The organism is Pseudomonas fluorescens (genome assembly GCF_002022275.1).
Lineage (GTDB): Bacteria > Pseudomonadota > Gammaproteobacteria > Pseudomonadales > Pseudomonadaceae > Aquipseudomonas > Aquipseudomonas fluorescens_AJ.
The window spans coordinates 47,610-69,707 of the sequence record NZ_MSDF01000024.1; the positions used below are offsets into that span (position 1 = coordinate 47,610).

The 22,098-nt window shown below is 61.1% G+C and carries 24 protein-coding genes and 1 riboswitch; of the genes, 10 read left to right on the forward strand and 14 right to left on the reverse strand.

The features are described from left to right. Positions 1-74 precede the first annotated feature (74 nt). The 5 genes from BFW87_RS18915 to BFW87_RS18935 are packed head-to-tail and all read right to left on the reverse strand — an operon-like array spanning position 75 to position 4,092. The gene (locus BFW87_RS18915; protein WP_078741260.1) at positions 75-704 is read right to left on the reverse strand and encodes an urea amidolyase associated protein UAAP2; all 630 of its coding nucleotides are present in this window, start codon (positions 702-704) and stop codon (positions 75-77) included. A gap of 9 nt (positions 705-713) precedes the next feature. After that, a complete protein-coding gene (locus BFW87_RS18920) occupies positions 714-1,439 on the reverse strand; it encodes an urea amidolyase associated protein UAAP1 (RefSeq protein ID WP_078741261.1) in 726 nt (241 codons plus the stop codon). Then, on the reverse strand, positions 1,436-2,200 hold the full coding sequence (locus BFW87_RS18925; RefSeq protein WP_078741262.1) for an ABC transporter ATP-binding protein: 765 nt from the start codon (positions 2,198-2,200) through the stop codon (positions 1,436-1,438). Before BFW87_RS18925 ends, BFW87_RS18920 begins: the two co-directional genes overlap by 4 nt. Then, positions 2,197-3,012, reverse strand: a complete 816-nt coding sequence (locus BFW87_RS18930; protein WP_078741263.1) for an ABC transporter permease — start codon at positions 3,010-3,012, stop codon at positions 2,197-2,199. Before BFW87_RS18930 ends, BFW87_RS18925 begins: the two co-directional genes overlap by 4 nt. Before the next feature lie 12 nt (positions 3,013-3,024). Beyond that, positions 3,025-4,092: a putative urea ABC transporter substrate-binding protein gene (locus BFW87_RS18935; RefSeq protein WP_078741264.1), complete on the reverse strand. Its 1,068-nt coding sequence runs from the start codon at positions 4,090-4,092 to the stop codon at positions 3,025-3,027. A gap of 60 nt (positions 4,093-4,152) precedes the next feature. Continuing rightward, a riboswitch (guanidine-I (ykkC/yxkD leader) is annotated at positions 4,153-4,254 on the reverse strand. A gap of 313 nt (positions 4,255-4,567) precedes the next feature. Here BFW87_RS18935 and BFW87_RS18940 point away from each other — a divergent pair. Both BFW87_RS18940 and BFW87_RS18945 read left to right on the forward strand, forming a co-directional pair. Beyond that, the gene (locus tag BFW87_RS18940; protein ID WP_078741265.1) at positions 4,568-4,912 is read left to right on the forward strand and encodes a hypothetical protein; all 345 of its coding nucleotides are present in this window, start codon (positions 4,568-4,570) and stop codon (positions 4,910-4,912) included. 160 nt (positions 4,913-5,072) lie between these two features. After that, positions 5,073-5,498, forward strand: coding sequence for a DUF3757 domain-containing protein (locus BFW87_RS18945; RefSeq protein ID WP_078741266.1), 426 nt, complete (start codon positions 5,073-5,075; stop codon positions 5,496-5,498). Positions 5,499-5,505: 7 nt separating this feature from the next. On the opposite strand, the gene BFW87_RS18950 is transcribed toward BFW87_RS18945, so the two are convergent. After that, positions 5,506-6,618, reverse strand: a complete 1,113-nt coding sequence (locus BFW87_RS18950; RefSeq protein ID WP_078741267.1) for an enoyl-CoA hydratase/isomerase family protein — start codon at positions 6,616-6,618, stop codon at positions 5,506-5,508. A gap of 136 nt (positions 6,619-6,754) precedes the next feature. On the opposite strand from BFW87_RS18950, the gene ung reads away from it, so the two are divergent. After that, a complete protein-coding gene (gene ung, locus BFW87_RS18955; RefSeq protein ID WP_078741268.1) occupies positions 6,755-7,447 on the forward strand; it encodes a uracil-DNA glycosylase in 693 nt (230 codons plus the stop codon). A gap of 129 nt (positions 7,448-7,576) precedes the next feature. Here ung and BFW87_RS18960 read toward each other — a convergent pair whose 3' ends face one another. Genes BFW87_RS18960 through BFW87_RS18980 form a run of 5 tightly spaced genes read right to left on the reverse strand, consistent with a single transcriptional unit; the run spans position 7,577 to position 12,960 of the window. Continuing rightward, positions 7,577-8,608 (reverse strand): AbrB family transcriptional regulator, encoded by a 1,032-nt coding sequence (locus BFW87_RS18960; protein ID WP_078741337.1) that lies wholly within the window; start codon positions 8,606-8,608, stop codon positions 7,577-7,579. After that, entirely contained in the window at positions 8,601-10,115 is a 1,515-nt protein-coding gene (locus tag BFW87_RS18965; protein ID WP_078741269.1) for a tripartite tricarboxylate transporter permease, read from the reverse strand. The genes BFW87_RS18960 and BFW87_RS18965 overlap by 8 nt, the downstream gene beginning before the upstream one ends. A 1-nt stretch (position 10,116) precedes the next feature. After that, positions 10,117-10,575: a tripartite tricarboxylate transporter TctB family protein gene (locus BFW87_RS18970; RefSeq protein WP_078741270.1), complete on the reverse strand. Its 459-nt coding sequence runs from the start codon at positions 10,573-10,575 to the stop codon at positions 10,117-10,119. A 60-nt stretch (positions 10,576-10,635) separates the two neighbouring features. Beyond that, complete coding sequence (locus BFW87_RS18975) at positions 10,636-11,619, reverse strand: Bug family tripartite tricarboxylate transporter substrate binding protein (RefSeq protein ID WP_078741271.1); 984 nt, start codon at positions 11,617-11,619, stop codon at positions 10,636-10,638. Positions 11,620-11,667: 48 nt separating this feature from the next. Further along, positions 11,668-12,960, reverse strand: a complete 1,293-nt coding sequence (locus BFW87_RS18980; protein WP_078741272.1) for an OprD family porin — start codon at positions 12,958-12,960, stop codon at positions 11,668-11,670. Between the two features lie 236 nt (positions 12,961-13,196). Here BFW87_RS18980 and BFW87_RS18985 point away from each other — a divergent pair, with 236 nt between their 5' ends. Both BFW87_RS18985 and BFW87_RS18990 read left to right on the forward strand, forming a co-directional pair. Then, positions 13,197-13,868 carry a response regulator gene (locus BFW87_RS18985; RefSeq protein WP_078741273.1) on the forward strand — a complete coding sequence of 224 codons (672 nt, stop codon included), beginning with the start codon at positions 13,197-13,199 and terminating at the stop codon, positions 13,866-13,868. Continuing rightward, positions 13,861-15,246: a sensor histidine kinase gene (locus BFW87_RS18990; protein WP_078741274.1), complete on the forward strand. Its 1,386-nt coding sequence runs from the start codon at positions 13,861-13,863 to the stop codon at positions 15,244-15,246. Before BFW87_RS18985 ends, BFW87_RS18990 begins: the two co-directional genes overlap by 8 nt. Here BFW87_RS18990 and BFW87_RS18995 read toward each other — a convergent pair whose 3' ends face one another. Together BFW87_RS18995 and ygfZ are read right to left on the reverse strand one after the other, a co-directional pair. After that, complete coding sequence (locus BFW87_RS18995) at positions 15,247-16,068, reverse strand: HDOD domain-containing protein (protein WP_078741275.1); 822 nt, start codon at positions 16,066-16,068, stop codon at positions 15,247-15,249. 37 nt (positions 16,069-16,105) lie between these two features. Further along, on the reverse strand, positions 16,106-17,047 hold the full coding sequence (ygfZ, locus tag BFW87_RS19000) for a CAF17-like 4Fe-4S cluster assembly/insertion protein YgfZ (RefSeq protein WP_078741276.1): 942 nt from the start codon (positions 17,045-17,047) through the stop codon (positions 16,106-16,108). Between the two features lie 140 nt (positions 17,048-17,187). On the opposite strand from ygfZ, the gene BFW87_RS19005 reads away from it, so the two are divergent. Together BFW87_RS19005 and BFW87_RS19010 are read left to right on the forward strand one after the other, a co-directional pair. Then, a complete protein-coding gene (locus BFW87_RS19005; protein ID WP_078741277.1) occupies positions 17,188-17,442 on the forward strand; it encodes a succinate dehydrogenase assembly factor 2 in 255 nt (84 codons plus the stop codon). Continuing rightward, a complete protein-coding gene (locus tag BFW87_RS19010; protein WP_078741278.1) occupies positions 17,426-17,872 on the forward strand; it encodes a protein YgfX in 447 nt (148 codons plus the stop codon). Before BFW87_RS19005 ends, BFW87_RS19010 begins: the two co-directional genes overlap by 17 nt. Here the strand turns inward: BFW87_RS19010 and nadB are convergent. Beyond that, positions 17,841-19,457, reverse strand: a complete 1,617-nt coding sequence (gene nadB, locus BFW87_RS19015) for an L-aspartate oxidase (RefSeq protein WP_078741279.1) — start codon at positions 19,455-19,457, stop codon at positions 17,841-17,843. The two genes, BFW87_RS19010 and nadB, sit on opposite strands and share 32 nt — an antisense overlap. A gap of 463 nt (positions 19,458-19,920) precedes the next feature. On the opposite strand from nadB, the gene rpoE reads away from it, so the two are divergent. From rpoE to BFW87_RS19030, 3 genes are read left to right on the forward strand one after another with little or no spacing between them, the layout of a single operon-like run. Beyond that, positions 19,921-20,502, forward strand: coding sequence for an RNA polymerase sigma factor RpoE (gene rpoE, locus BFW87_RS19020; protein ID WP_003172477.1), 582 nt, complete (start codon positions 19,921-19,923; stop codon positions 20,500-20,502). Positions 20,503-20,534: 32 nt separating this feature from the next. Further along, entirely contained in the window at positions 20,535-21,122 is a 588-nt protein-coding gene (locus BFW87_RS19025; protein ID WP_078741280.1) for a sigma-E factor negative regulatory protein, read from the forward strand. Between the two features lie 16 nt (positions 21,123-21,138). Next, a complete protein-coding gene (locus tag BFW87_RS19030) occupies positions 21,139-22,098 on the forward strand; it encodes a MucB/RseB C-terminal domain-containing protein (RefSeq protein WP_078741281.1) in 960 nt (319 codons plus the stop codon).

The window sequence follows — 22,098 nt, forward strand, 5'->3', positions numbered from 1 at the left end:
TCATTGTTTTCGCAGGCACTGCCCGGCGCGGGCCTGGCACAGGGTGTACAGCCAATGGCGCAAGCGCTTGAGCTTCAGTTCCATACCAGTAACTCCGCAGGGGTCGGGTTGTAGGCGTTGCACGGGTTATTCAATTGCGGGCAGTTGGAAATCAGCACGATCACGTCCATCTCCGCGCGCAGGTCGACGTACTTGCCGGGGGCGGAAATACCGTCTTCAAACGTCAGCCCGCCGTCGGCGGTCACCGGCACATTCATGAAGAAATTGATGTTCGGCCCGATGTCGCCTTTACCCAGCCGACCGTCATGGGCGCAGGCGCGCAGGTAGTTGTCGCGGCAGCTGTGCATGTAGCGTTTTTCCAGGGCGTAACGCACGGTGTTGCTCTCTTGGGCGCAGGCGCCGCCGAGGGTGTCGTGGCGCCCGCAGGTGTCATCGACGATGGTCAGCATCGGTTGGCCGAGGTTGGAATACAGCACACTGCCGGTGCCCAGGTAGACGCTGTTTTGCCGGCGCAGGGTGCGTTGCACGTCGTAGCGTTCGCGCGGGTTTTTCAGGCTGTAGAACAGCGTGTCCACAGCCTGGTTGCCCTCAAGGTCGAGGATGCGCAGGGTCTGGCCGGCCTTGACCTCCATCAGCCACGGCTCGCCGGCGGGGATGGTCGCGCGGTACACCGCAGCGTCAGGTTGTTTCAGTGCGATAGACATGGCAGCTCCTCAGGCGAACAGGCGGTCGGTGTTGATAAAGCCGCGCTCGTTTTCCGGGCGCGAGGTGCGGCAGTGCTCGGCGACGCTAGCGTCGGCGTTCATCCAACTGAGTTTCAGAGGTTGTGGGGCGTAGTCGGGGTTGGGGTCCATCGGGTGTTGCAGGGCGGTGAGCACCACCAGCGTGTCCATCGGCGCATAGAGTTCGATGTAGTCACCGGCTTTGGAATTACCCGGCACAAAGTGCAAACCGCCGTCGCCATCCACGCTGACGCGGCTGAACAGGTTGAGGGTCATCAGCAGGTCGGACAGGCCCAGGCCCCACTTGCCCAACTCCACCAGCAGGTTGTCGGTGCCGTTGCGAAAGAAACCGTTGCGCAGCTCTTGATAGCGCCCTTGGCCGTACTTCTCGGCCACTTCGACGGCGCAGAGCACGCCACCGATGCTGTCACTCCAGCCGCAGGTGTCGGCGGTGATCGCGGCCAGCATGCGGCCCATGTCCGAATACAGGCAATGGCCCGTGGTGAGCTTGGCGGTGTGTTGGCATTTGAGGCTGTCGGGCAGGTTCAGGCGCTCGGTTTTTTCATTGGCATTGAGCAATGTCAGGCTGACATTGGCACCGCCACGAATATCGGTGAGGCGCAGCAGTTGGCCGCGCTTGAGCACGAAGGAACGGTGGCCGCCGCCAGGGAGCATTTCCTCGGCAAACGGCGGGAACAGTTGAATGGAATCGGTCATGTGGAAGTCGCTCCAGGTTCAGCGGCGAGTGCTTTGCGGCGCTCGCTGTTCAAAGGGATGTCGTAGGTGATGCGCGCGCCATAGGCGCCGGGGGCGTGGGGGTCGACGCGGACCTTGTCGAACACCAGCAAGCGCGTGCCGAGGCTGAAGCCTTCGCTGAGGTCGTGGGTGACCATGAACACCGTCAGCCGGGTTTCGCGCCACAGTTCCAGCAGCAACTGGTGCATGTCTTTGCGAATGCCCGGGTCGAGGGCGCCGAAGGGTTCGTCCAGCAGCAACACGCGGGGTTTCATGATCAGCGCCTGGGCGATGGCCAACCGCTGTTGCATGCCGCCGGAGAGCTGCGCCGGGTACTTGTCCAGGGCATGGCCGAGGCCGACTTTTTGCAGGAGTGTGCCGGCCTGTTCCCGGGCGTCTTTTTTGGCCTTGCCGAACAGCCGGCCGAGCACGCGTGAGCGCGGCAATTCAAGGCCAAGGGCGACGTTGTCCAGCACGCTCAAGTGCGGGAACACCGAGTAGCGCTGGAACACTACGCCACGGCTGGCATCCGGCTCGGCCGCCAGCGGTTGGCCGTCGAGCAGGATCTGGCCTTTGCTCGCGGTTTCCTGGCCCAGCAGCAGGCGCAGGAACGTGGACTTGCCGCAGCCCGAGGTGCCGACCAAGGTGCAGAACTCACCCTCGGCAACCTGCAGGTTGAGGCCTTCCAACACCACTTGGTCGCCATAGCGCTGCCACACGTTGTTGACGCTGATAAAGCTCATGCCCGCGCTCCTTCGTACCAGGGGAACGCGCGCCGGGTCAGGGCCTTGAGGCCCCAGTCCATCAGCCAGGCGAGCAGGGTGATCCACACCACGTAGGGCAAAATCACGTCCATTGCCAGGTAGCGGCGCACCAGGAAAATCCGGTAACCCAACCCGTCGGTGGAGGCGATGGCTTCAGCCGCGATCAGGAACAACCACGCCGAGCCGAGCATCAGCCGCAGCGAAATCAGCAAGCGCGGCAACAGTTGCGGCAAGACCACGCGCAGCATCAGGGTCCAAGTGGAGGCGCCGAGGGTCTGCGCTTTTACCAGTAATTCCACGGGAATTTCCCGCGCGCGTTGTTCCAGATCCCGCGCCAATGCCGGGGTGATGCCGATGACGATCAGCATCACCTTGGACAATTCCCCAAGGCCGAACACGATGAACAGAATCGGCAGGATCGCCAGCGGCGGCACCATCGACAGCACGGTGAGCAAGGGCGACAACGGCGCGCCAAACAGCGGCAGGGTTCCGGCCGCGATGCCCAGGCACAGGCCGGCGAGGGCGCTGATGCCAAGGCCGATAGCCAGGCGGCGCAGGCTTGACGCGCTGTCTTGCCACAGCACGTATTCACCGGTGCGCGCGTCGGCGCTGAACGCCAGGCGTTTTACCGCGTCGCCCATTTGCACGGCGCCTGGCAGCAGTTTGTCGTTGGGGTTTTCTGCCAAGCGCTCGGCCGAGCCCACGAAGTAGGCGAACAGCAGCAACGCGAACGGCAGCAGCACCAACAGCAGGCGGCTGGAGCGTTCCGGGTGACGGTTGATCAGGCGCATGGCCGGGTCCTCTTACAGCGTGCCGTCGGCCGCCATCTGCACGTAGCTGGGGTCAAAATGCAGCTTGAGGTTGGCTTTGTCGCCACTGGTCACACCGTTGGCGAAGCTCATGCCCACGGCGCTGGTGTCCTTGGCGCCTTCACCGAGCAAGCCGTGTTCAAACGAGAACTCGGCGACCTTGCGCATGGTCGCGGGCAACTGCGCGCTGGTGGCGAAGGCCAGAGCTTCCTTGGGCGTGGCGAAGAGCTTGGTGGTGTCCAGTTGCGCCTGGAAACCCTTGAGGTCGGTGCCGGAGGCTTTTGCCATGTGCTCCAGGGCCTCGGTGCTGGCGGCATTCTTGGCATTCATCAGCGCGACCACTTCAAACCACGCGCCCGTGAGCGCTTTGCCCAGTTTCGGGTTGTCTTTGAGGGTCTGGGTGTTGACCACCATCATGTCCATGATTTCGCCGGGCACTTTGCTCGAGTCGAACACTTCGCTGACACCGGGCTTGGCCTTGATCTCAGAAAGCATCGGGTTCCAGGTGGTGACGGCCTGCACCTGATCGGTGTTGAAGGCGGCGGCGATGTCGGCGTCGGAGGTATTGACCACTTTCAGGTCTTTTTCGCTGAGGTCGGCGGACTCCAGCGCACGGGCCAACAGGTAGTGGGAGACCGAGAGTTCCACCAGGTTGACGTTCATGCCTTTGAGGTCGGCCACGGTTTTACCGGTGCCTTTGATCACCACGCCATCGTTGCCGTTGGAGAAGTCGCTGACCACCAGCGCGGTGCTGTCCACGCCACCGGCGGCGGGGATGGTCAGGGCGTCCATGTTGGTCATGGTGCAGCCGTCGAACTGGCCGGCGGTGTATTGGTTGATGGATTCGACGTAGTCATTGAGCTGGACCATGTCGATTTTGATGCCGTATTTCTTGGCCCACTTGTCGAGGATGCCCTGGCTGCCGGCATATTCCCATGGCATCCAGCCGGCGTAGATCGTCCAGCACACACTGAAGTGATCTTTAGGGGCGGCCTGGGTTTGGAAGCTAAGCACGGCGGCAAAGGCGGCGGCGAGCAGGGCGGGTAAACGGGGTAGTGGCATGAGGCTTCTCCAGTTGAACATGGGCGAGCAGGAGCAACGCGGCACCGTAAACGGTGGCTTGTCTCCCGGGCTTTTATCCCGCCGTGTAACCTCAACTGGAGGTCGCCAACTCTCGGACCAGCCACTCGCGTCAAGCGAGCCGGAACCCTAGTCAGCCATTGCAAATTGTGGTGCCGCGAACCTGTGATGAATCCTGCACGGGATAGTCAAAGCGAGAGTCGTGCCAAGTGGGCGGCGGGCCTGTAGATCGCGGGTTTGCACGATGAGGGCAACGGGCCGGTGGCAGAGTGTGCGTTGCGCTGGTGCGTGGTCGCACTGCAATGAGGCAACCGGTTCGTCTGAAACACATGTTTCAACCTATGTCGAAAACGCACCAGATTCTGTTTTTGATGTCAGATATTTCATCATTCAGTGAAAGCTGGATGCCGCCCTTCAGCGTCGCTGGAGGTGCTCTTCCGCGGTCCAGGAGGCCGCCATGTATCGACGACTGCTACTCACCGCTGTTCTCGGGCTGACCCTTTCTGCTTGCGTGCCCTATTACGATGGAGGCGCTACGTACTATCGCTCCGAGGTCTACACCGCACCGGCGCCGGCCTATTACTATGGCGGCCCGGCTTATTACCAATACGGGCGCAGTTATTACGCGCCGCCACCGCGCTACTACTCGGCGCCGCGCTATTACCAGCCAGCGCCACGTTATTACCCGCGGCCCGCTTATCGGCCGTACCCGAACCAGGGCTGGGGAGGTGGGCATTGGGGTAATGGCGGGCAAGGTCGGGGTTCCGATCACGGAGGAGGCCGCGGCGGCGGTCACCGTTGACAGGTACTTGTGAAAAGCGGCGCTCCAGGCGCCGCTTTTTTGTGGGCGCTATTTTTATTGACTGTCAAATTTAACAGCTACCATTAACTTTAAAACTAGGTTTTCCTGGCGTGGCACTGTGGTGCGCACCCGGAGAGCCAGAGAGTAAATGGAGCGCTATATGATCAGGCCACTGACGTATTTGTTTTTTCTACTGGCGGCAGTCTCCCATCCCGTCGTGGCCGAGCAAGGCTGCCCTTACCCTTCGGCAGTCCGGTATGTGGATGGTCGTTTTCAGGCGGTCACCGGAACGTCCTTCTGGCAAAGTACAAAGGCCAACGGTCCAGGTTTTGTGGACCGCTTCGTGGGCGCGCTCTTCACGCCCGACAAAGGCGGTGAGCGAGACAACGGCCATCTCGACAGATGCGTTTATTACACGGGCAGCGGGCAGGTTGTCGCGTTGCGCTATAGCATGCCGGACAAAACGATGTCGCTGACCAACTCCCTGCATTGGGAACTTACTGCCGATCCACTGCAGCAGAAGGTTTACATTTGCCAGGACAGCCAGCCGGACAATTGTGCATTTACCGTTGATCGCCCGAAATAATTACCTGTCAGTAATCGGAAAGATCTGCCAGAGGATTCCTACCTTCCCACGCTTTACTGAAGTGCGCCTGCACCACGGCCTCAGGGACGGTGTTGATGTCCGGCCAATGCCAGTGAGGCGCCTGGTCCTTGTCGATCAATCGCGCGCGCACCCCTTCGCTGAATTCCGGATGACGACAGCAATTGAGGCTCAAGGTGTACTCCATCTGGAACACCTCGGCCAACGACAGGTGCCGGGCTCGCTGTATCTGCTCCCATACCAGGTGGGCGGTCAGCGGGCAGCCTTCGCTCAGAGTCTTGCCGGCGCGGCTGAATAACGGGTCTGCATGGTCGCGCAACACACTCAAGGCGCGCCAGGCGCAACGCACATCCCCCACATCCAGCCATTCGTCGATCTGTGCCCGACGCGGCAGCCACTGCGCCTCAGGTTGCTGGTCGACGGCTTCCAGGGCCAGGGCCCTGAGCAGGCTGTTGAGTTGAATGGCGGTTTGCTCCTGCCAGTTGAGCTGCAACAGGCCTTCGATCAATGCGTCTTGCTGGTCATCGCGCAGGAAGCGGTCGGCCAGGCCCAGGTCCAACGCATCGCGACCATTGATGTGCGCGCCGGTGAGGCCCAGAAATAACCCGAGCTTGCCGGGCAGGCGTGACAGGAACCAGCTGGCGCCCACATCCGGGTACAGGCCGATGCTGATCTCGGGCATGGCCAGGCGGCTGCTCGGCGTGACGATGCGCACCGCCGCGCTTTGCAGCAGGCCCATGCCACCCCCCAACACATAGCCGTGGCCCCAGCAGATCAGCGGTTTTGGGTAGGTGTGCAGGCGATAGTCGAGGCGATACTCCGCAGCAAAAAACGCTGCGGCCAGCGGCGTTACAACGCCTGGCTGTTCACGACAGGCCTGGGCCAGGCTGCGCACCTCGCCACCGGCGCAAAAAGCCTTGGGGCCATTGCCGCGCAGCAGCACGCAGGTGATATTCGGGTCTTTGGCCCATGCATCCAGGCGTTCGCCCAACGCCAGAATCATCGGCAAGGACAATGCGTTGAGGGACTTTTCTGCGTCCAGGCTGGCGATGCCGAGGCGGGCGCCGTCGCTGCCCGTCAACTCTTCGAAGTGCAGGTTCATCGTGACCTCATTCGGGGAAGTGAAGGATCAGTATGATCCCTTCGCAGGAAAGTGCCGGTTGTGTGTCAGATCAATTGACAAGCGGGGTCGGCTTTCCTAGGGTTCGCCCATTCTTTTTTACACGATGGCCCCCACCATGACCGAAGGCGACCGCATCAAACTCGAACCGAGCTGGAAACACGCCTTGCGCGATGAGTTCGATAAGCCCTACATGGCCGAGCTACGCGAATTTCTGCGCCAGGAACACGCTGCCGGCAAAGAGATCTACCCGCCGGGCCCGCTGATCTTCAATGCGCTCAATTCCACGCCGCTGGACAAGGTCAAGGTGGTGATCCTCGGTCAGGACCCTTACCACGGCCCGGGCCAGGCGCATGGCCTTTGCTTCTCGGTGCAGCCAGGCGTGCCGACGCCGCCGTCGCTGGTGAACATTTACAAAGAGCTCAAGCGCGACCTGAATATCGACATCCCCAACCACGGCTGCCTGCAAAGCTGGGCTGATCAGGGCGTGTTGATGCTCAACACCACCATGACGGTGGAACGCGCGAATGCCAACGCCCATGCGGGCAAAGGCTGGCAGCACTTTACCGATCGGGTTATCGAAGTGGTCAGCGAGCATCAGCCTCATTTGGTGTTTTTGCTGTGGGGCGCGCATGCCCAGGGCAAACAGAAGTTGGTGGATGCGACCAAGCATTTGGTGCTGACGTCGGTGCACCCGTCGCCGTTGTCGGCGTATCGCGGGTTTTTGGGGTGCGGGCACTTCGGGCGTACCAACAAGTTTCTTGAGCAGAATGGGGAGACGCCGATTGAGTGGCGCTTGCCGCCGGTCTAAAGGCTTTACGCCGTCCACTGTGGGAGCTGGCTTGCCTGCGATCGCATCACCTCGGTCTGGCTGAAATACCGAGGTGCCTGCATCGCAGGCAAGCCAGCTCCCACAGTGGAATTGTGCGAAGCCTCAAGATCATTCGGGCTGACGGTTCCAGTGCCTGAACAACGGCTCCGCCAGGAACAACACAAACAACAACCGCATCACCTGCATCGCCGTCACCAACGGCACTGACAGTTGCAAGGTCTCCGCCGTGAGGCTCATTTCGGCAATGCCCCCAGGCATCATGCCTAACGTCAACGAGCGCAAATCAAGCTGCGTCAACGCACTCAACCCCACCGCCGCCAAGGTTGCCAGCGCCATGGTCAAGGCCGTGCCGATTAAGGTGCGGCCCATGAACGCTGGGGCCCGGCGGAAGAACTGACGGTTGAAGTGACAGCCCAAACCGCTGCCGATCAACCATTGGCCGATCTGACTGCCGCCATCAGGCAGGCCGATGTGCAGGTCCCAGACCACGCTGGCGGTCGCACTGACCAACAACGGCCCGAACAACCACGGGTTTGGCTGACGCAAACGCTGCCATCCCCACGCCACCAGTGCGCCCATCGGAAACAGTACCGCCAGCCACGTCCAGCTCACCGGCGCCGGATGAAACTGTGGCGCGCCGCCTTCCAGCAAATACTTGAAGATCGCCGGCACACACAGCACCACCACCAGCACGCGCAAACTTTGCCCGGCTGCGACACGGCTAAGCACCGCGCCGTTGCGTGCGCCGAGGTTGACCATCTCGCCGGACCCACCCGGCATGCTGGAGAAAAACGCGGTGGCGCGGTCTTCACCGCTGCGGCGCATCAACCACACGCCGACAATGCTCGACAGACTAGTGACCAGCGCGCCGAAGAAGATCAGCCCGAAGTGGCTCATCACCTGCTCGATCACCACCGGGGTGAAGTGCAGGCCGATGCCAATGCCTACCACCCATTGGCCGCATTTGCGCCCGCCGGGAATCTCGGCCAACTGCCACGGCGTCAGGCAACGCACCAGAATGATCGCCAGTAACGAGCCGACCATGTACGGCAAAGGCCAGCCGACAAGACTGGCCAGGTAACCGCCGGCCAGGCCGACCAGCGGTGTTCCCCACCATTGTTTAAAGGTGACCTCAGACATCGGCCACGGCACGACGCTGCAGGGCACGTTTGCGGTAGATGCGCACCAGCGGGAACAACAGCATCAGCGCGGTCAGTACCCAAACGCCGAAGGTGATCGGGCTGGACCAGAGTATTTCCAGCGCACCGTTGGAGATCGACAGTGCACGGCGCAGGTTCTGCTCCATCAAGCCACCGAGGATAAAGCCCAGCAGCACCGGCGACAGCGGGAAATCGAGCTTGCGCAGGATGTAACCGAAGATGCCGATACCGACCATCAGGAACAGGTCGAAGGTGGTGGCGTGAACCGCGTACACACCGATCGCGGTGATGATGGCGATCACCGGCACCAGCGCCCAGTTCGGCACGGCGAGGATGCGCGTGAAGATACGGATCATCGGGATGTTGAGGATCACCAGCATGATGTTGGCGATAAACAACGACGCGATCAGGCCCCAGACAATGTCCGGTTGCTGTTGGAACAGCAGTGGGCCGGGGGTGATGTTGTACAGCGACAGCGCGCCGATCATCACCGCCGTGGTGCCTGAACCCGGTACGCCGAGGGTCAGCATCGGCACCAGGGCGCCGCAGGCGGATGCGCCGATGGCCGTTTCTGGAGCAGCGAGGCCGCGCATGTCGCCCTGGCCGAATTTACCGCTGGCACCGGCCAGGCGTTTCTCGGTCATGTAGGCAACGGCCGAGGCAAGCGTGGCGCCGGCGCCTGGCAGCACGCCCATGATGAAGCCGAGCAAGCCGCAACGGATGTTCACCACGAACACCGACGACGCTTCCTTGAAGTTGAACATCATCCGCCCGGTGGCTTTTACCGCTTCCTGGCCCCGGTGGGTTTTTTCCAGCAGCAACAGGATCTCGCTGATTGAGAACAGGCCGAGCACCAACACCACAAACTGGATGCCGTCGGTCAGGTGGATGTTGTCGCCGGTAAAGCGATAAACGCCGCTGTTGGCGTCGATGCCCACGGCCGAGAGAAACAGGCCGATCAGCGCCGCCACAAAGGTCTTCAACGGTTTATCGCCGGCCATGCCGCCGAGGCAGACAATCGCGAACACCATCAGTACGAAATATTCCGCCGGGCCGAAGGCAATCGCCCATTTGGCCAGCAGCGGCGCAAACAGCACCATGCCGCAGGTGGCGATAAACGCGCCGATGAACGAACTCCATGCCGACAGTGAAAGCGCCACACCAGCCAGGCCTTTGCGGGCCATCGGGTAGCCGTCGAGGGTGGTCATCACGGTGGATGCTTCGCCCGGGATGTTCAGCAAAATCGAGCTGATACGGCCGCCGTATTCGCAACCCAGGTACACTGCTGCCAGCAGGATCAGCGCCGACTCCGGCGGCAGGCCCAGGGCAAAGGCGATCGGGATCAACAGCGCCACGCCGTTGATCGGGCCCAGGCCTGGCAACAGGCCAACCACCGTGCCGATCAGGGTGCCGCACAGGGCGGTCACCAGGTTGTAAGGGGACAGTGCAACGCCGAAGCCCTGACCCAAATAGCCGAAAGTATCCATGTCAGTTCTCCAGAACGTCGAGCAAGCCCAGGGGCAACGGTACATCCATGGCTTTATCGAACAGCAGGTACAAGCCGATGGCCATCAAGCTGACGATCACCACGCTGGGCATCCAGCGGCCGCCATACAGGCGCGCCATGGGGATGCCGATCAGCATGCTGCTGAGGATGAACCCCAGAGGTTCGAAGGTGCCGGCGAACACGATCAACAGGGCTACGCAGATGGCGATCTTGATCAGGGTTTCGCGGTCCAGCGCCGGTTCTTCCTCGGTGTGCTTGGTCGGCTGCGGACGAAACAGCATGTAGATCAGCGCCAGGCTCATCAGCCCGAGCATCAGCAGCGGGTAGGCACGAGGGCCGACCGGTTCGTAGGAAAACGACGCCTGGTACGGCCAGGCCATCAGTGCCAGAGCGGCGCAGGCCAGCAACAGCACGGCGGCAAAAATGCGTTGTAAGAGCATGTGGAACTCCTGGGCCGCGCCCCCGGTTGAAGAGGGCGCGGCCGAGCAAAAGAGGGGCGATTACTGGATCAGGCCGAACTCTTTGGCCAGCACTTTGTAGTCAGCCACCTGCTTCTTCACGTAGGTGTCCAGCTCCGGACCGGTCATGGCGAACGGGAACAGCTCGCGTTGGTCGCGCAGCTTGGCGAACTCCTCGGAGGCCAGCAGTTTGTCGAAGGCTTCTTTCCACCAGGCGTAGTCGGCATCGCTGACTTTTGGCCCGAGGTAGAAACCACGAACCACTGGCCAGACGATGTCGTAGCCTTGCTCTTTGGCGGTCGGAATATTTTTCATTTCCGGCTCGTCCAGGCGCTGCTCGGAGAACACGGCCAGCAGGCGCATGTCACCACTCAGGATGTGCGGCATGGAGTCAGAGATGTCGGTACTGCCGACCTGGATGTGACCACCGAGCAGGGCTGTGGCGATTTCGCCACCGCCTTCGAGGGCCACGTAACGCAGCTCGCGCGGGTTGATCCCGGCGGCCTTGGCGATCAAGGCCGTTTGCATCCAGTCCTGGCTGCCGACGGTGCCGCCGGAACCAATCACCACGCTGCCCGGATCTTTCTTCAAGGCTTTGACGAGATCGTCGAGGGTCTTGTAGGGCGAATCGCTTTTCACCGCGATGGCACCGTAGCTGGTGCCGACCGCCGCCAACCAGCGCACGGCGCTTTCGTCGAAGCGGCCAAACTTGCCCTGGGCCAGGTTCAACAGCGAACCACTGGACCACGCCACCAGCGTGCCGGCGTCCGCCGGGCGCTGCGCGACCACCGCGTTGTAGGCTACCGCGCCCACGCCGCCGGGCATGTAGGTCACGCGCATCGGCTTGCTCAGCAACTTCTCGTTGACCAGCGCGCTCTGCGCCAGTTTGCAGGTCAGGTCAAAACCACCGCCAGGGGAGGCGGGGGCGATGCACTCCGGGCGCTTGGGTTCGTCGGCGGCCAGCAGTTGGCCGGCGAACATCATGCAGCCGGCAGCGAGGGCCAGTTTACGCAGTGAAAAGGTCATGGTTATCTCCGTCTTTGTTGTTATGAGTTGCTGCTTGCCTGAGTGCACTTACCAGAGTGCGACGCTGTAACTGACCAGCACGCGTACTTCATCCGCATCACGGGCCGAATAGTTGGTGCGGTACGTGGCGTTACGCAGGCGGAAGGCCACGTCCTTGAACGTGCCGCTTTGCACCACGTAGCGCACTTCGCTGTTGCGTTCCCACTCCTTGGCGGTCTCGCCGTTCTTGAGCTTGATGTTGTCACCCGACAGGTAACGGCTCATGAAACTCAGGCCGGGAATGCCCAGCTTGGCGAAGTCGTAATCGTAACGCGCCTGCCAGGAACGCTCTTCGGCGCCGGCAAAGTCGTTGATCTGCACGAAGTTGACCAGGTACGGGTCGCTGCCATCCACATACGGAAATGCGCTGTCGCCGAACATGCGCTGGTAACCGGCGCTGAGCTTATGGCCATTGAGGCCATAGCTGAACAGGCTGCTGAAGGATTTGTTGTCGATCTTGCCGCCACGGGCCGAACCGGTGTCATCACTGATGGCCAGGCGCACGTCAGCGCCCAAGGTGCCGGGGCCCATCGGACGGGCGGCGACCAGGCCGAGGAAGTGCTGGCGGTACACGTCGTCGAGTTGGGCAAAGTGGTAGCTGCCGGTGATCTTGTCGGCGAACTTGTAGTCCGCGCCACCAAAGTTGAAGTGCTTGCCGGTAGCTCCACTGAGGAAGCGGCTGTTCTTGTTGTTGAGGGCGATTTCTTCGTAATTGGTGTCGTCGCGGTCCTTGGCCTTGTCGAGACGGCCACCGGTGAGCACCAGGTTCTTGAATTCCTTGGAGGTCAGCAAGCCGCCGTTGAAGGTCTGCGGCAGGATGCGGCCGTCGTTGGGCTTGAGGATCGGCAATTCGGGGATCAACGAACCGATTTTCAGCTCGGTAGCAGAGATTTTCACTTTGCCGGTCACGCCCAGCTTGGAGTACTCGTTGGCGGCGCGGCCATCATCGTGCGTCGGCAGCAGGCCGGTGCCGGTGCGGTCGGGGCTGGAGTCGAGCTTGACGCCGAGCATGCCCAGCGCATCCACGCCGAAACCGACAGTGCCCTCGGTGTAGCCCGATTGCAGGTTGAGCATGAAACCCTGGGCCCATTCATCGCGCTTGGATTGCTGGGCGCTGGTACCGTCGCGAAAGTCGCGATTGAAGTACATGTTGCGGGTTTCGAGGGTGCCGCTGCTGTCTTCGAAAAAGGCAGCCTGACTCATCGGCGAAAAGCCGGCGAGGGCGGTAGCACTGGCAAGGGCGGTCTTGGCAAGACGAGAAAAACGAACAGGCGAGGGGGCCTGGGGCTGGTTCGACAGCATCGTTGTGTACTCCGTTATTGTTCTTATTTTTGGCGAAAACGCTTCGAGGCGTTTTTCGGGCGCTGCGGATCAGGCAACTGGGCGGGCATTACCCACCGTCGCTGGATGCTAAAGGGCGAAGCTTTCACTAACCTTTCAGTTGCCTTTCAATGTTTTCGGGCTTCACAGGGCAGTCGGCGCCTGTAAACTGCCCGGCAAAGCGTGGCGTCGACCATGCCCGAACGAGGTAAAAATCCATGCGTGTCCTCTTGGTTGAAGACCATCCGCAACTGGCCGAAAGTGTCGCTCAGGCGCTCAAGGGCATGGGTTTGACGGTCGACGTGCTGCACGACGGCGTGGCGGCAGACCTGGCCTTGAGCAGTGAGGAATATGCGGCGGTCGTCCTCGATGTGGGGCTGCCGCGCATGGACGGTTTTGAGGTGTTGGCGCGGTTGCGCGCGCGTGGGAAAAATCTGCCTGTACTGATGCTGACCGCACGCAGTGACGTGAAAGACCGCGTGCATGGCCTGAACCTCGGTGCCGACGACTACCTGGCCAAACCCTTTGAGTTGACGGAGCTGGAAGCTCGGGTCAAGGCGCTGCTGCGCCGCAGCGTGCTCGGCGGCGAGCGCCAGCAAACCTGTGGCGTGCTGGTGTACGACCTGGATACCCGACGTTTCACCGTGGGCGGCGAGCTGATGACGCTGACCTCCCGCGAGCAAGCGGTGCTGGAAGCCTTGATCGCCCGCCCGGGCCGCGTCATGAGCAAGGAGCAGTTGGCGTCCCAGGTGTTCGGCCTGGATGAGGAAGCCAGCCCCGACGCCATCGAAATCTACGTACATCGCCTGCGCAAGAAGCTCGACGGCCAGCCGATCGCCATTGTGACGTTTCGTGGTCTGGGCTACTTGCTGGAAGCCCGCGATGCATAAGCCCACCAGCCTGCGCTGGCGACTGCTGTGGAACCTCGCGCTGTTGCTGGTGGTATTGATGCTGGCCAGCGGCATGAGCGCCTACTGGAACGGTCGCGAAGCCGCCGACACCGCCTACGACCGCACCTTGCTGGCGTCGGCGCGGACCATCGCCGCCGGCCTTACCCAAGTGGACGGCACACTGAGCGCCAATGTGCCCTATGTGGCCCTCGATACCTTCGCCTACGACAGCGCCGGGCGTATTTATTACCAGGTCAATGATATCGACCGGAAGCTGATTTCCGGCTACGAAAACCTCCCCGGCCCACCGCCCGGCACGCCGCGCACCGATGATTACCCTGCATTGGCGCGGTTCTACAACGCCACCTACCAGGGCCAGCAAGTACGTGTGGTCAGCCTGCTCAAGGCAGTTTCCGAACCGAATATGAACGGCATGGCGGAGATTCGTGTGGCGGAAACCGACGAAGCGCGCGAAAGCATGGCGCGAAGCCTGATGGCCGACACCTTGTTGCGCCTTGGCATGCTGGCCGTTGGCGCGCTGCTGCTGGTGTGGTTTGCCGTGAGCGCGGCGCTGCGCCCGCTGGAGCGCCTGCGTACGGCGGTGGAAGAGCGCCAGCCCGACGACCTGCGGCCATTGCCGTTGGTCGAGGTGCAGCATGAGTTCGGCCCGCTGGTGCGCTCCCTCAACCACTTCACCGAACGCCTGCGTGGTCAGTTTGAGCGCCAGGCGCAGTTTATTGCCGATGCCGCCCATGAACTGCGCACGCCGTTGGCTGCGCTCAAGGCGCGCCTGGAGCTCGGTTTGCGCGCCGAAGACCCGGCCACATGGCGCAACACCCTGGAAGCCGCCGCCCAAGGCACCGACCGCCTGACCCACTTGGCCAATCAGTTGCTGTCCCTGGCGCGCATTGAAAACGGCGCCCGGGCGATTGCCGAAGGCGGTGCGCAGTTACTCGACCTCAGCCAGTTGGCCCGTGAGCTTGGCATGGCGATGGCGCCGCTGGCCCACGCGCGCGGCGTCGCTCTGGCACTGGAAGCGGATGAACCGGTGTGGTTGCGCGGCGAGCCCACCTTGCTGAACGAGCTGTTGAGCAATTTGGTGGATAACGCCCTGGCTCACACGCCGCCCGGGGGCAATGTGATTTTGCGTGTCACTGCCCCCGCCATTCTTGAGGTGGAGGATGACGGGCCGGGCATCCCGCTGGACGAGCGGGACCGGGTGTTTGAGCGCTTCTACCGTCGCAGCCAGCAGGGCATGGGCTCGGGCCTGGGGTTGGCGATTGTCGGGGAAATCTGCCGCGCGCATCTGGCGCAGATCAGCCTGCATGACGGTGAGTTGGCGGGGTTGAAGGTGCGCGTGAGTTTTATCGCGGGCTGATCAGTAAAACATCGAGCGTGCTTCATCCAGCTCGGCGCGCAGGGCGTCGCTGTAGGGATCCACACGCAGCTTTTTGATCGCAGGCAGGGTGGAAACCGGCACGCTTGCCAGTGGGTGATCGGTGCCCCGGTGGCAATACAGCACGGCGACTTGCACCAGGTCGATGTAGTCCAGTTTTGGGGAATCGCGCTCCAGGTCCAGATATTGGCCCGGCAGTTTCGCGAGCATTTCCGGGAAATCCCAGCCGCCTAACAATTTATCGCCGAGTATCGGGTGGATGCTCTCGATCACATGGTTGAGGCTGACCGGGTCGGACAGCAGTTCATAGTGGTCTTCGGCATAGGTGAGGATCGGCAGCACGCCAATCTGATGCACCAGGCCGCCGAGGGCCGCCTGGTCTGGCTTGAGCTGGCTGTGGCTGCGGCACAAGGCATAGCTCACGCCGGCCACTTCGAGGCTGCGGCGCCATACATCACGCATTTTTTGTTCAACCGCTTCGGAGCGGGCGTGGAAAATCTGCTCCATTACCAGCCCGATCGCCAGGTTGCTGCTGTAGTTGGTGCCCAGCCGGGTGATGGCGGTGTGCAGGTCGGTAACTTCCTGGGTGGCGCGCATCAACGGGCTGTTGACCACTTTGATCAGGCGCGCCGACAGCGCGGTATCGCGACCGATCACTTTGCTCAAGTGGCTGATGCTGATATCCGGGTCTTCGGCGGCCTCACGAATCTTCAGGGCCACTTCCGGTAATGTCGGCAGAACCAGGTCATCGTTGTCGATGGCCGTTACCAAAGCCTGTTGGACTTTTTCCGCCAGCTTGTTCATTCATGCTCTCTAGGGTGTTGCAAAAAAGGTACGGCGATTAACGCTGGATCTCTCGATCACGGTCCAGTGAATAGGGCAGGTCAAGCAATTGCAAACCGGGGCCTTCAAGGGTGCCTAAGTGCACGTCGCCACTGTCGGCAGCTTCGGCTTGCAGCACGGCCAGAAGTTCAATGGACTGGTCCGCTTTTGCCGCCATCACCACTTCGCCGATCGCGCTGTTATGGCTGGGTGCGAACAACGGGGTGCCGGGCTCTGGCAAGTCGCTGGCATTGAGGCTCAGGCGGTAGAGGCGACGCTTGAGTTTGCCCAGGTATTGCATGCGTGCGACGATTTCCTGGCCGGTGTAGCAGCCTTTCTTGAAGCTGACGCCGCCGACGGCCTGCAGGTTGAGCATTTGCGGAATGAATAATTCGCGGGTTTGCGGCATGACCTGACCGATGCCGGCGCGGATCTGGCCCAACAGCCATTCATTCAATTCAGCCTGTTGCAGCTGTGCAGCCAATGAGTGGCGTACGGCATCGGCGTATTCGGCAGGCACCCAGAGTTCGGCGCGGCCTTGGGAGACACGAATGGCGATCAGCGTTTCGGTGCGTGCGACGCTGTCCGTCTCGGTGGGCAATTCAAGACCGAGGCCTGCAAGGGTCTGATCTGCATTTTCCAGGCCGAAACGCACCCATGCGGCGCTTTCGTCCGTGAGTTTGGACTTGGAGAACACCGCGTATTTTTTCAGGTCTGCCAGTTGCGGTTCGAGCAGTTCGGTGGCCATCGCGAGCAACACGCCATCACCTTGCAACACAATGCGAAAACTCGACTGCATGCGCCCTTTTTGCGTACAGCGCGCGCCCAGGCTGGCCTGGGTCTCGCTCAGGTAATTGAGGTTGCAGGTCAGTTGCCCTTGCAGGAACTTGGCAGCGTCGGAGCCGCGGACGGCGACAACGCCTTCGTGTGACAGGGGGCAGAAGAAAGCAGAGTCAGCCATGGTTCATCGCAGGTAAAAAAGTGATGGGTGCATCATAGAGGGGCGCCCGTGAAATGGATAGTTTCCATATGGGGCGACCAAAGCCGAGTGTTCGGGTGCCGTCGGGCCTGTATACTTGCCGCCTATTTGAGGAGCGCTCCATGGTCGAAGATGTAGAAATCAATCGCCTCTACTGGCACAGCCGCCGCGGCATGCTTGAGCTGGATGTGTTGTTGGTGCCTTTCACTAAAGAGGTGTACGCGACGCTCGACAAGGTGGATCGCGATCTCTACGTCCGGCTGCTGACCTGCGAAGACCAGGACATGTTTGGCTGGTTCATGGAGCGCGCCGAATCGGAAGACTCGGAGCTGCAGCGCATGGTTCGGATCATCCTGGACCGTGTTCAACCCAAGTAATACGTTCGAATGCCGCTGGCAGGCCTCTCGGCTGTTGCTGGCGGCGTATCTGCTCGCCCAGCTGTTCGCGCTGTGTGCCTTGTGTGTTGTCTATCTGCCGTATTCAAGCCTTGGCATTGTGGTGTGTCTGGCCCACGCCGCCTGGGTTTTGCCACGGCATGTCCTGCTGACCCACCGTTCGTCGATTCGTGGTCTGCGCCGCGACGAAGATGGCTGGCAGGTGTTCAGCACTGAGCGGGGCTGGCATAGCGTGCAACTGCGCCCCGACAGCCTGGCTTTGCCGCTGATCGTGGTGCTGCGCTATCGGGTGCAGGGCGACTGGTGGGTGCGTTCGATTTGTGTGCCGAGGGATTCGCAGGCCGCCGATGTGCACCGGCGCCTGCGCGTACGCCTGAAGTTCAGTCGCCGTAGGTGGCTGGCACCAGAATAGTGTCGCGGGCCTCGGGCAGCATTTGCGGGTAGTCGAGGGTGTAATGCAGGCCCCGGCTTTCCTTGCGCTCCATGGCTGAGCGGATCATCAATTCGGCCACTTGCGCCAGGTTGCGCAACTCGATCAGGTCGCGGCTGACTTTATAGTTGCTGTAGAACTCATCGATTTCATCCAGCAGCAACCGAACCCGGTGCTGCGCCCGCGCCAGGCGCTTGTTGGTGCGCACGATTCCCACGTAGTCCCACATGAAGCGGCGCAGTTCGTCCCAGTTGTGGGCGATGATCACGTCTTCATCCGAGTCGGTCACCTGGCTGGCGTCCCAGCGGGGCAGGGCGGCAGGCACGGGGATGCGCGGCAGTTGTTCGAGGATGTCGGCGGCCGCTGAGCGGGCGTAGACGAAACATTCGAGCAACGAGTTGCTGGCCATGCGGTTGGCGCCGTGCAGGCCGGTGAAGCTGGTTTCGCCAATGGCATACAGGCCCGGGACGTCGGTGCGACCGTTCCTGTCCACCATCACGCCGCCGCAGGTGTAGTGCGCGGCGGGTACCACCGGGATCGGGCCTTTGGTGATGTCGATATTGAAGGCCAGACAACGCTCATAGACGGTCGGGAAGTGCCTCTTGATGAAGGCTTCGGGCTTGTGGCTGATGTCCAGGTAGACGCAGTCGATCCCCAAGCGCTTCATTTCGTGGTCGATGGCGCGGGCGACGATGTCGCGTGGGGCCAGCTCGGCACGGGGATCGAAGCGCTGCATGAAGCGTTCGCCGTTTGGCAGTTTCAAGTGCGCACCTTCGCCGCGCAACGCTTCGGTGATCAGGAAGCTCTTGGCCTGCGGGTGGTACAGGCAGGTGGGGTGAAACTGGTTGAACTCAAGGTTGGCGACCCGGCAGCCGGAGCGCCAAGCCATCGCTATGCCGTCGCCGCAAGCGCCGTCGGGGTTGCTGGTATAGAGGTAAACCTTGGCCGCACCGCCTGAGGCAAGGATGGTGAAGCGGGCACCGTAGGTGTCGACTTCCCCGCTGGCGCGGTTGAGCACGTAGGCGCCGAGGCAACGCTCACCGCCCAGACCCAGGCGTTTTTCAGTGATCAGGTCGACCGCGACGCGTTGCTCCAGCAGTTCGATGTTGGGCCGTTGGCGGGCTCTGTCGAGCAGTGTCTTGAAGATCGCGGCGCCGGTGGCGTCGGCGGCGTGGATGATGCGGCGGTGGCTGTGGCCGCCTTCACGGGTGAGGTGGAATTCGAATCCGCCGTCGTCACTGCCCGCGTGTTCGTCGCGGGTGAACGGCACGCCCTGATCGATCAGCCACTGGATGGCTTCGCGGCTGTGCTCGACGGTAAAGCGCACCGCGTCTTCGTTGCACAGGCCGCCACCGGCGTTGAGGGTATCCTCGACGTGGGATTGCACGGTGTCGGTGTCGTCCAGCACGGCGGCGACACCGCCCTGGGCCCAGAATGTCGAGCCGTTGGCCAGGTCGCCCTTGCTCAAGACTGCAATGCGCAGGTGGCCGGGAAGGGTCAGCGCCAGACTCAAACCGGCCGCGCCGCTGCCGATCACCAAGACATCGTGTTGAAACTGTTGGCTCATTTGGAGGATTCCGCAAAAAGCGATCCGAAGGGGTGGCGCAAACAGGACGCCTGGATCGGCGAATCAAAGGGTCACACGGGCCACTAGTATATAGAGGGGGGGAGCGGCACAATAGCCGGGCATTCGTGGCAATGTGAGATTACGGTGCACGGTCAGGGTAAAATCAGCTGGTTATTGGAGCGGGAACTTTTTGCATAAGCCCCGACTCAATAGCAGGTTGCCCGAAAGCCGGGAAAACGTTGAGTTTATTGGCCCGTCGGGAGCATTGGACGCGTCAGAAAACCGGCGACAAGATTATTCGCGCAGCCGGCTTTGCCCGCGCTGCGTTTTTCGTGTGTGCCAAATCAGTGCATGCCGGAAACTTGCTTGAAGGGGGAGAACTTTTGCGAAAAGTCCGAGTCTATGTTTGCAAGCCTGATCGTTTAGTTATGCAAGCCTCCTTCAAGTACAACGAGGAGTGTTCATGCTAACCCAGGAAGAGGATCAGCAGCTGGTCGAGCGCGTTCAACGCGGCGACAAGCGAGCATTTGATCTGCTGGTGCTGAAATATCAGCACAAAATTCTCGGGTTGATCGTGCGGTTTGTGCACGACACCCATGAAGCGCAGGACGTTGCACAGGAAGCCTTTATCAAGGCGTACCGTGCACTGGGCAATTTTCGCGGTGACAGTGCGTTTTATACGTGGCTCTACCGCATCGCCATTAACACGGCGAAGAACTATCTGGTCTCTCGCGGTCGCCGCCCACCGGATAGTGATGTCAGTTCAGAAGATGCTGAATTTTACGATGGTGATCACGGCCTCAAAGATCTCGAGTCGCCGGAGCGTGCATTGCTGCGCGACGAGATCGAAGGCACCGTTCATCGCACAATTCAGCAACTGCCAGAAGATTTGCGTACGGCGTTAACTTTACGTGAATTCGATGGTCTGAGTTACGAAGACATTGCGAGCGTCATGCAGTGTCCGGTGGGGACTGTAAGGTCACGGATTTTCCGGGCCCGGGAAGCCATCGATAAAGCCTTGCAACCGTTGTTGCAAGAGAACTAAAGACAGCGGCGACAGCCAAGAGAGGAACCGCCATGAGTCGTGATGCCCTGCAGGAATCGCTGTCCGCAGTGATGGATAACGAAGCGGATGAACTGGAACTTCGTCGAGTGCTGAACGCATTTGATGATGCCGAAACCCGTGATACCTGGTCTCGTTACCAAGTCGCTCGGGCGGTGATGCACAAGGATCTATTAATCCCTCGTCTGGATATTGCTGCGGCCGTTTCTGCTGCGCTGGCTGATGAAGCCGTTCCGGCAAAAGCTGCTCGTGGTCCATGGCGCAGCCTAGGCCGTCTGGCAGTGGCTGCTTCGGTGACTGTTGCTGTGCTGGCCGGTGTTCGCCTGTACAACCAGGACGAAATTGCCGGTGCCGAATTGGCCCAGCAGACTCAGCAACCGGTCATGGCTGGTCCGCAAGTCAAAGGCCCTGCTGTATTGGCCGGCTACAAGGAAAGCTCGGACACCACCGGCCCTATGGCCAGCGGTGTGCTGCAAGGGCAATCCGGCTGGCAGGATCAGCGTCTTCCAGGCTACCTGCGCCAACACGCACAGGAATCGGCCTTGAAAGGCACTGAAAGTGCTCTGCCATACGCTCGTGCTGCAAGCCTGGAAAACCGCTAAACCGCTAAGGGGCCCTATGCGCGCCATACCGCTCCTTACGCTTTTGCTCAGTGGTTGGTTTGCACTATCCGCCCATGCCGATGAAGCCCAAGACTGGCTGACTCGACTTGGGCGTGCAGAGCAGCAGCAAAGCTTCGAAGGTACGTTCGTCTATGAACGTAACGGCAGTTTTTCTACGCATGACATCTGGCATCGTGTCCAGAATGGTCAGGTCCGTGAGCGGCTATTGCAGCTGGACGGTTCTGCTCAGGAAGTTGTGCGGCTGGATGGTCGTACTCAATGTGTGAGTGGGACTTTGGTGGCTGGCTTGGGCAATTCGCCCGATGCACCGTCCCGTGCCCTCGATCCACAAAAACTTACCCAATTTTATGAACTCGCCGTTATCGGCAAGTCGCGCGTGGCCGGTCGTAATGCGGTGATTGTCTCGATTACGCCCCGCGATCAATACCGCTATGGCTTTGAGTTGCATCTGGATCGTGAGACAGGCTTGCCACTCAAATCCCTGTTGCTTAACGATCAAGGCCAGTTGTTGGAGCGCTTTCAGTTCACACGTTTGGAGACCTCGACAGCTCCCACTGATCGTGACTTGCAGCCCAGCGGCGAATGTACACCTATTGCGCTGACCAATAGCAAGGCGCCTGAAGTGCCCGCCACCCAGGCGTGGCATCTGGATTGGTTGCCTCCTGGCTTTCAACTCACCAACAGCATCGCGCGCAAAGACGCCCAGACCAAATCCACCGTCGACAGCTTGATGTATGACGACGGGCTCGCACGCTTTTCGGTATTTCTTGAATCGACTGATGGCGCGAGCGTCACCGAAACCCGCACTCAACTTGGCCCCACGGTTGCCGTATCCCGGCGCTTGAATACGGTGGATGGCGAGGTAATGGTGACGGTCGTCGGTGAAATTCCCATCGGCACCGCCGAGCGCATCGCGCTGTCGGTGCGCGGTGAAAAGACCGCCGCCAAGCCGTGA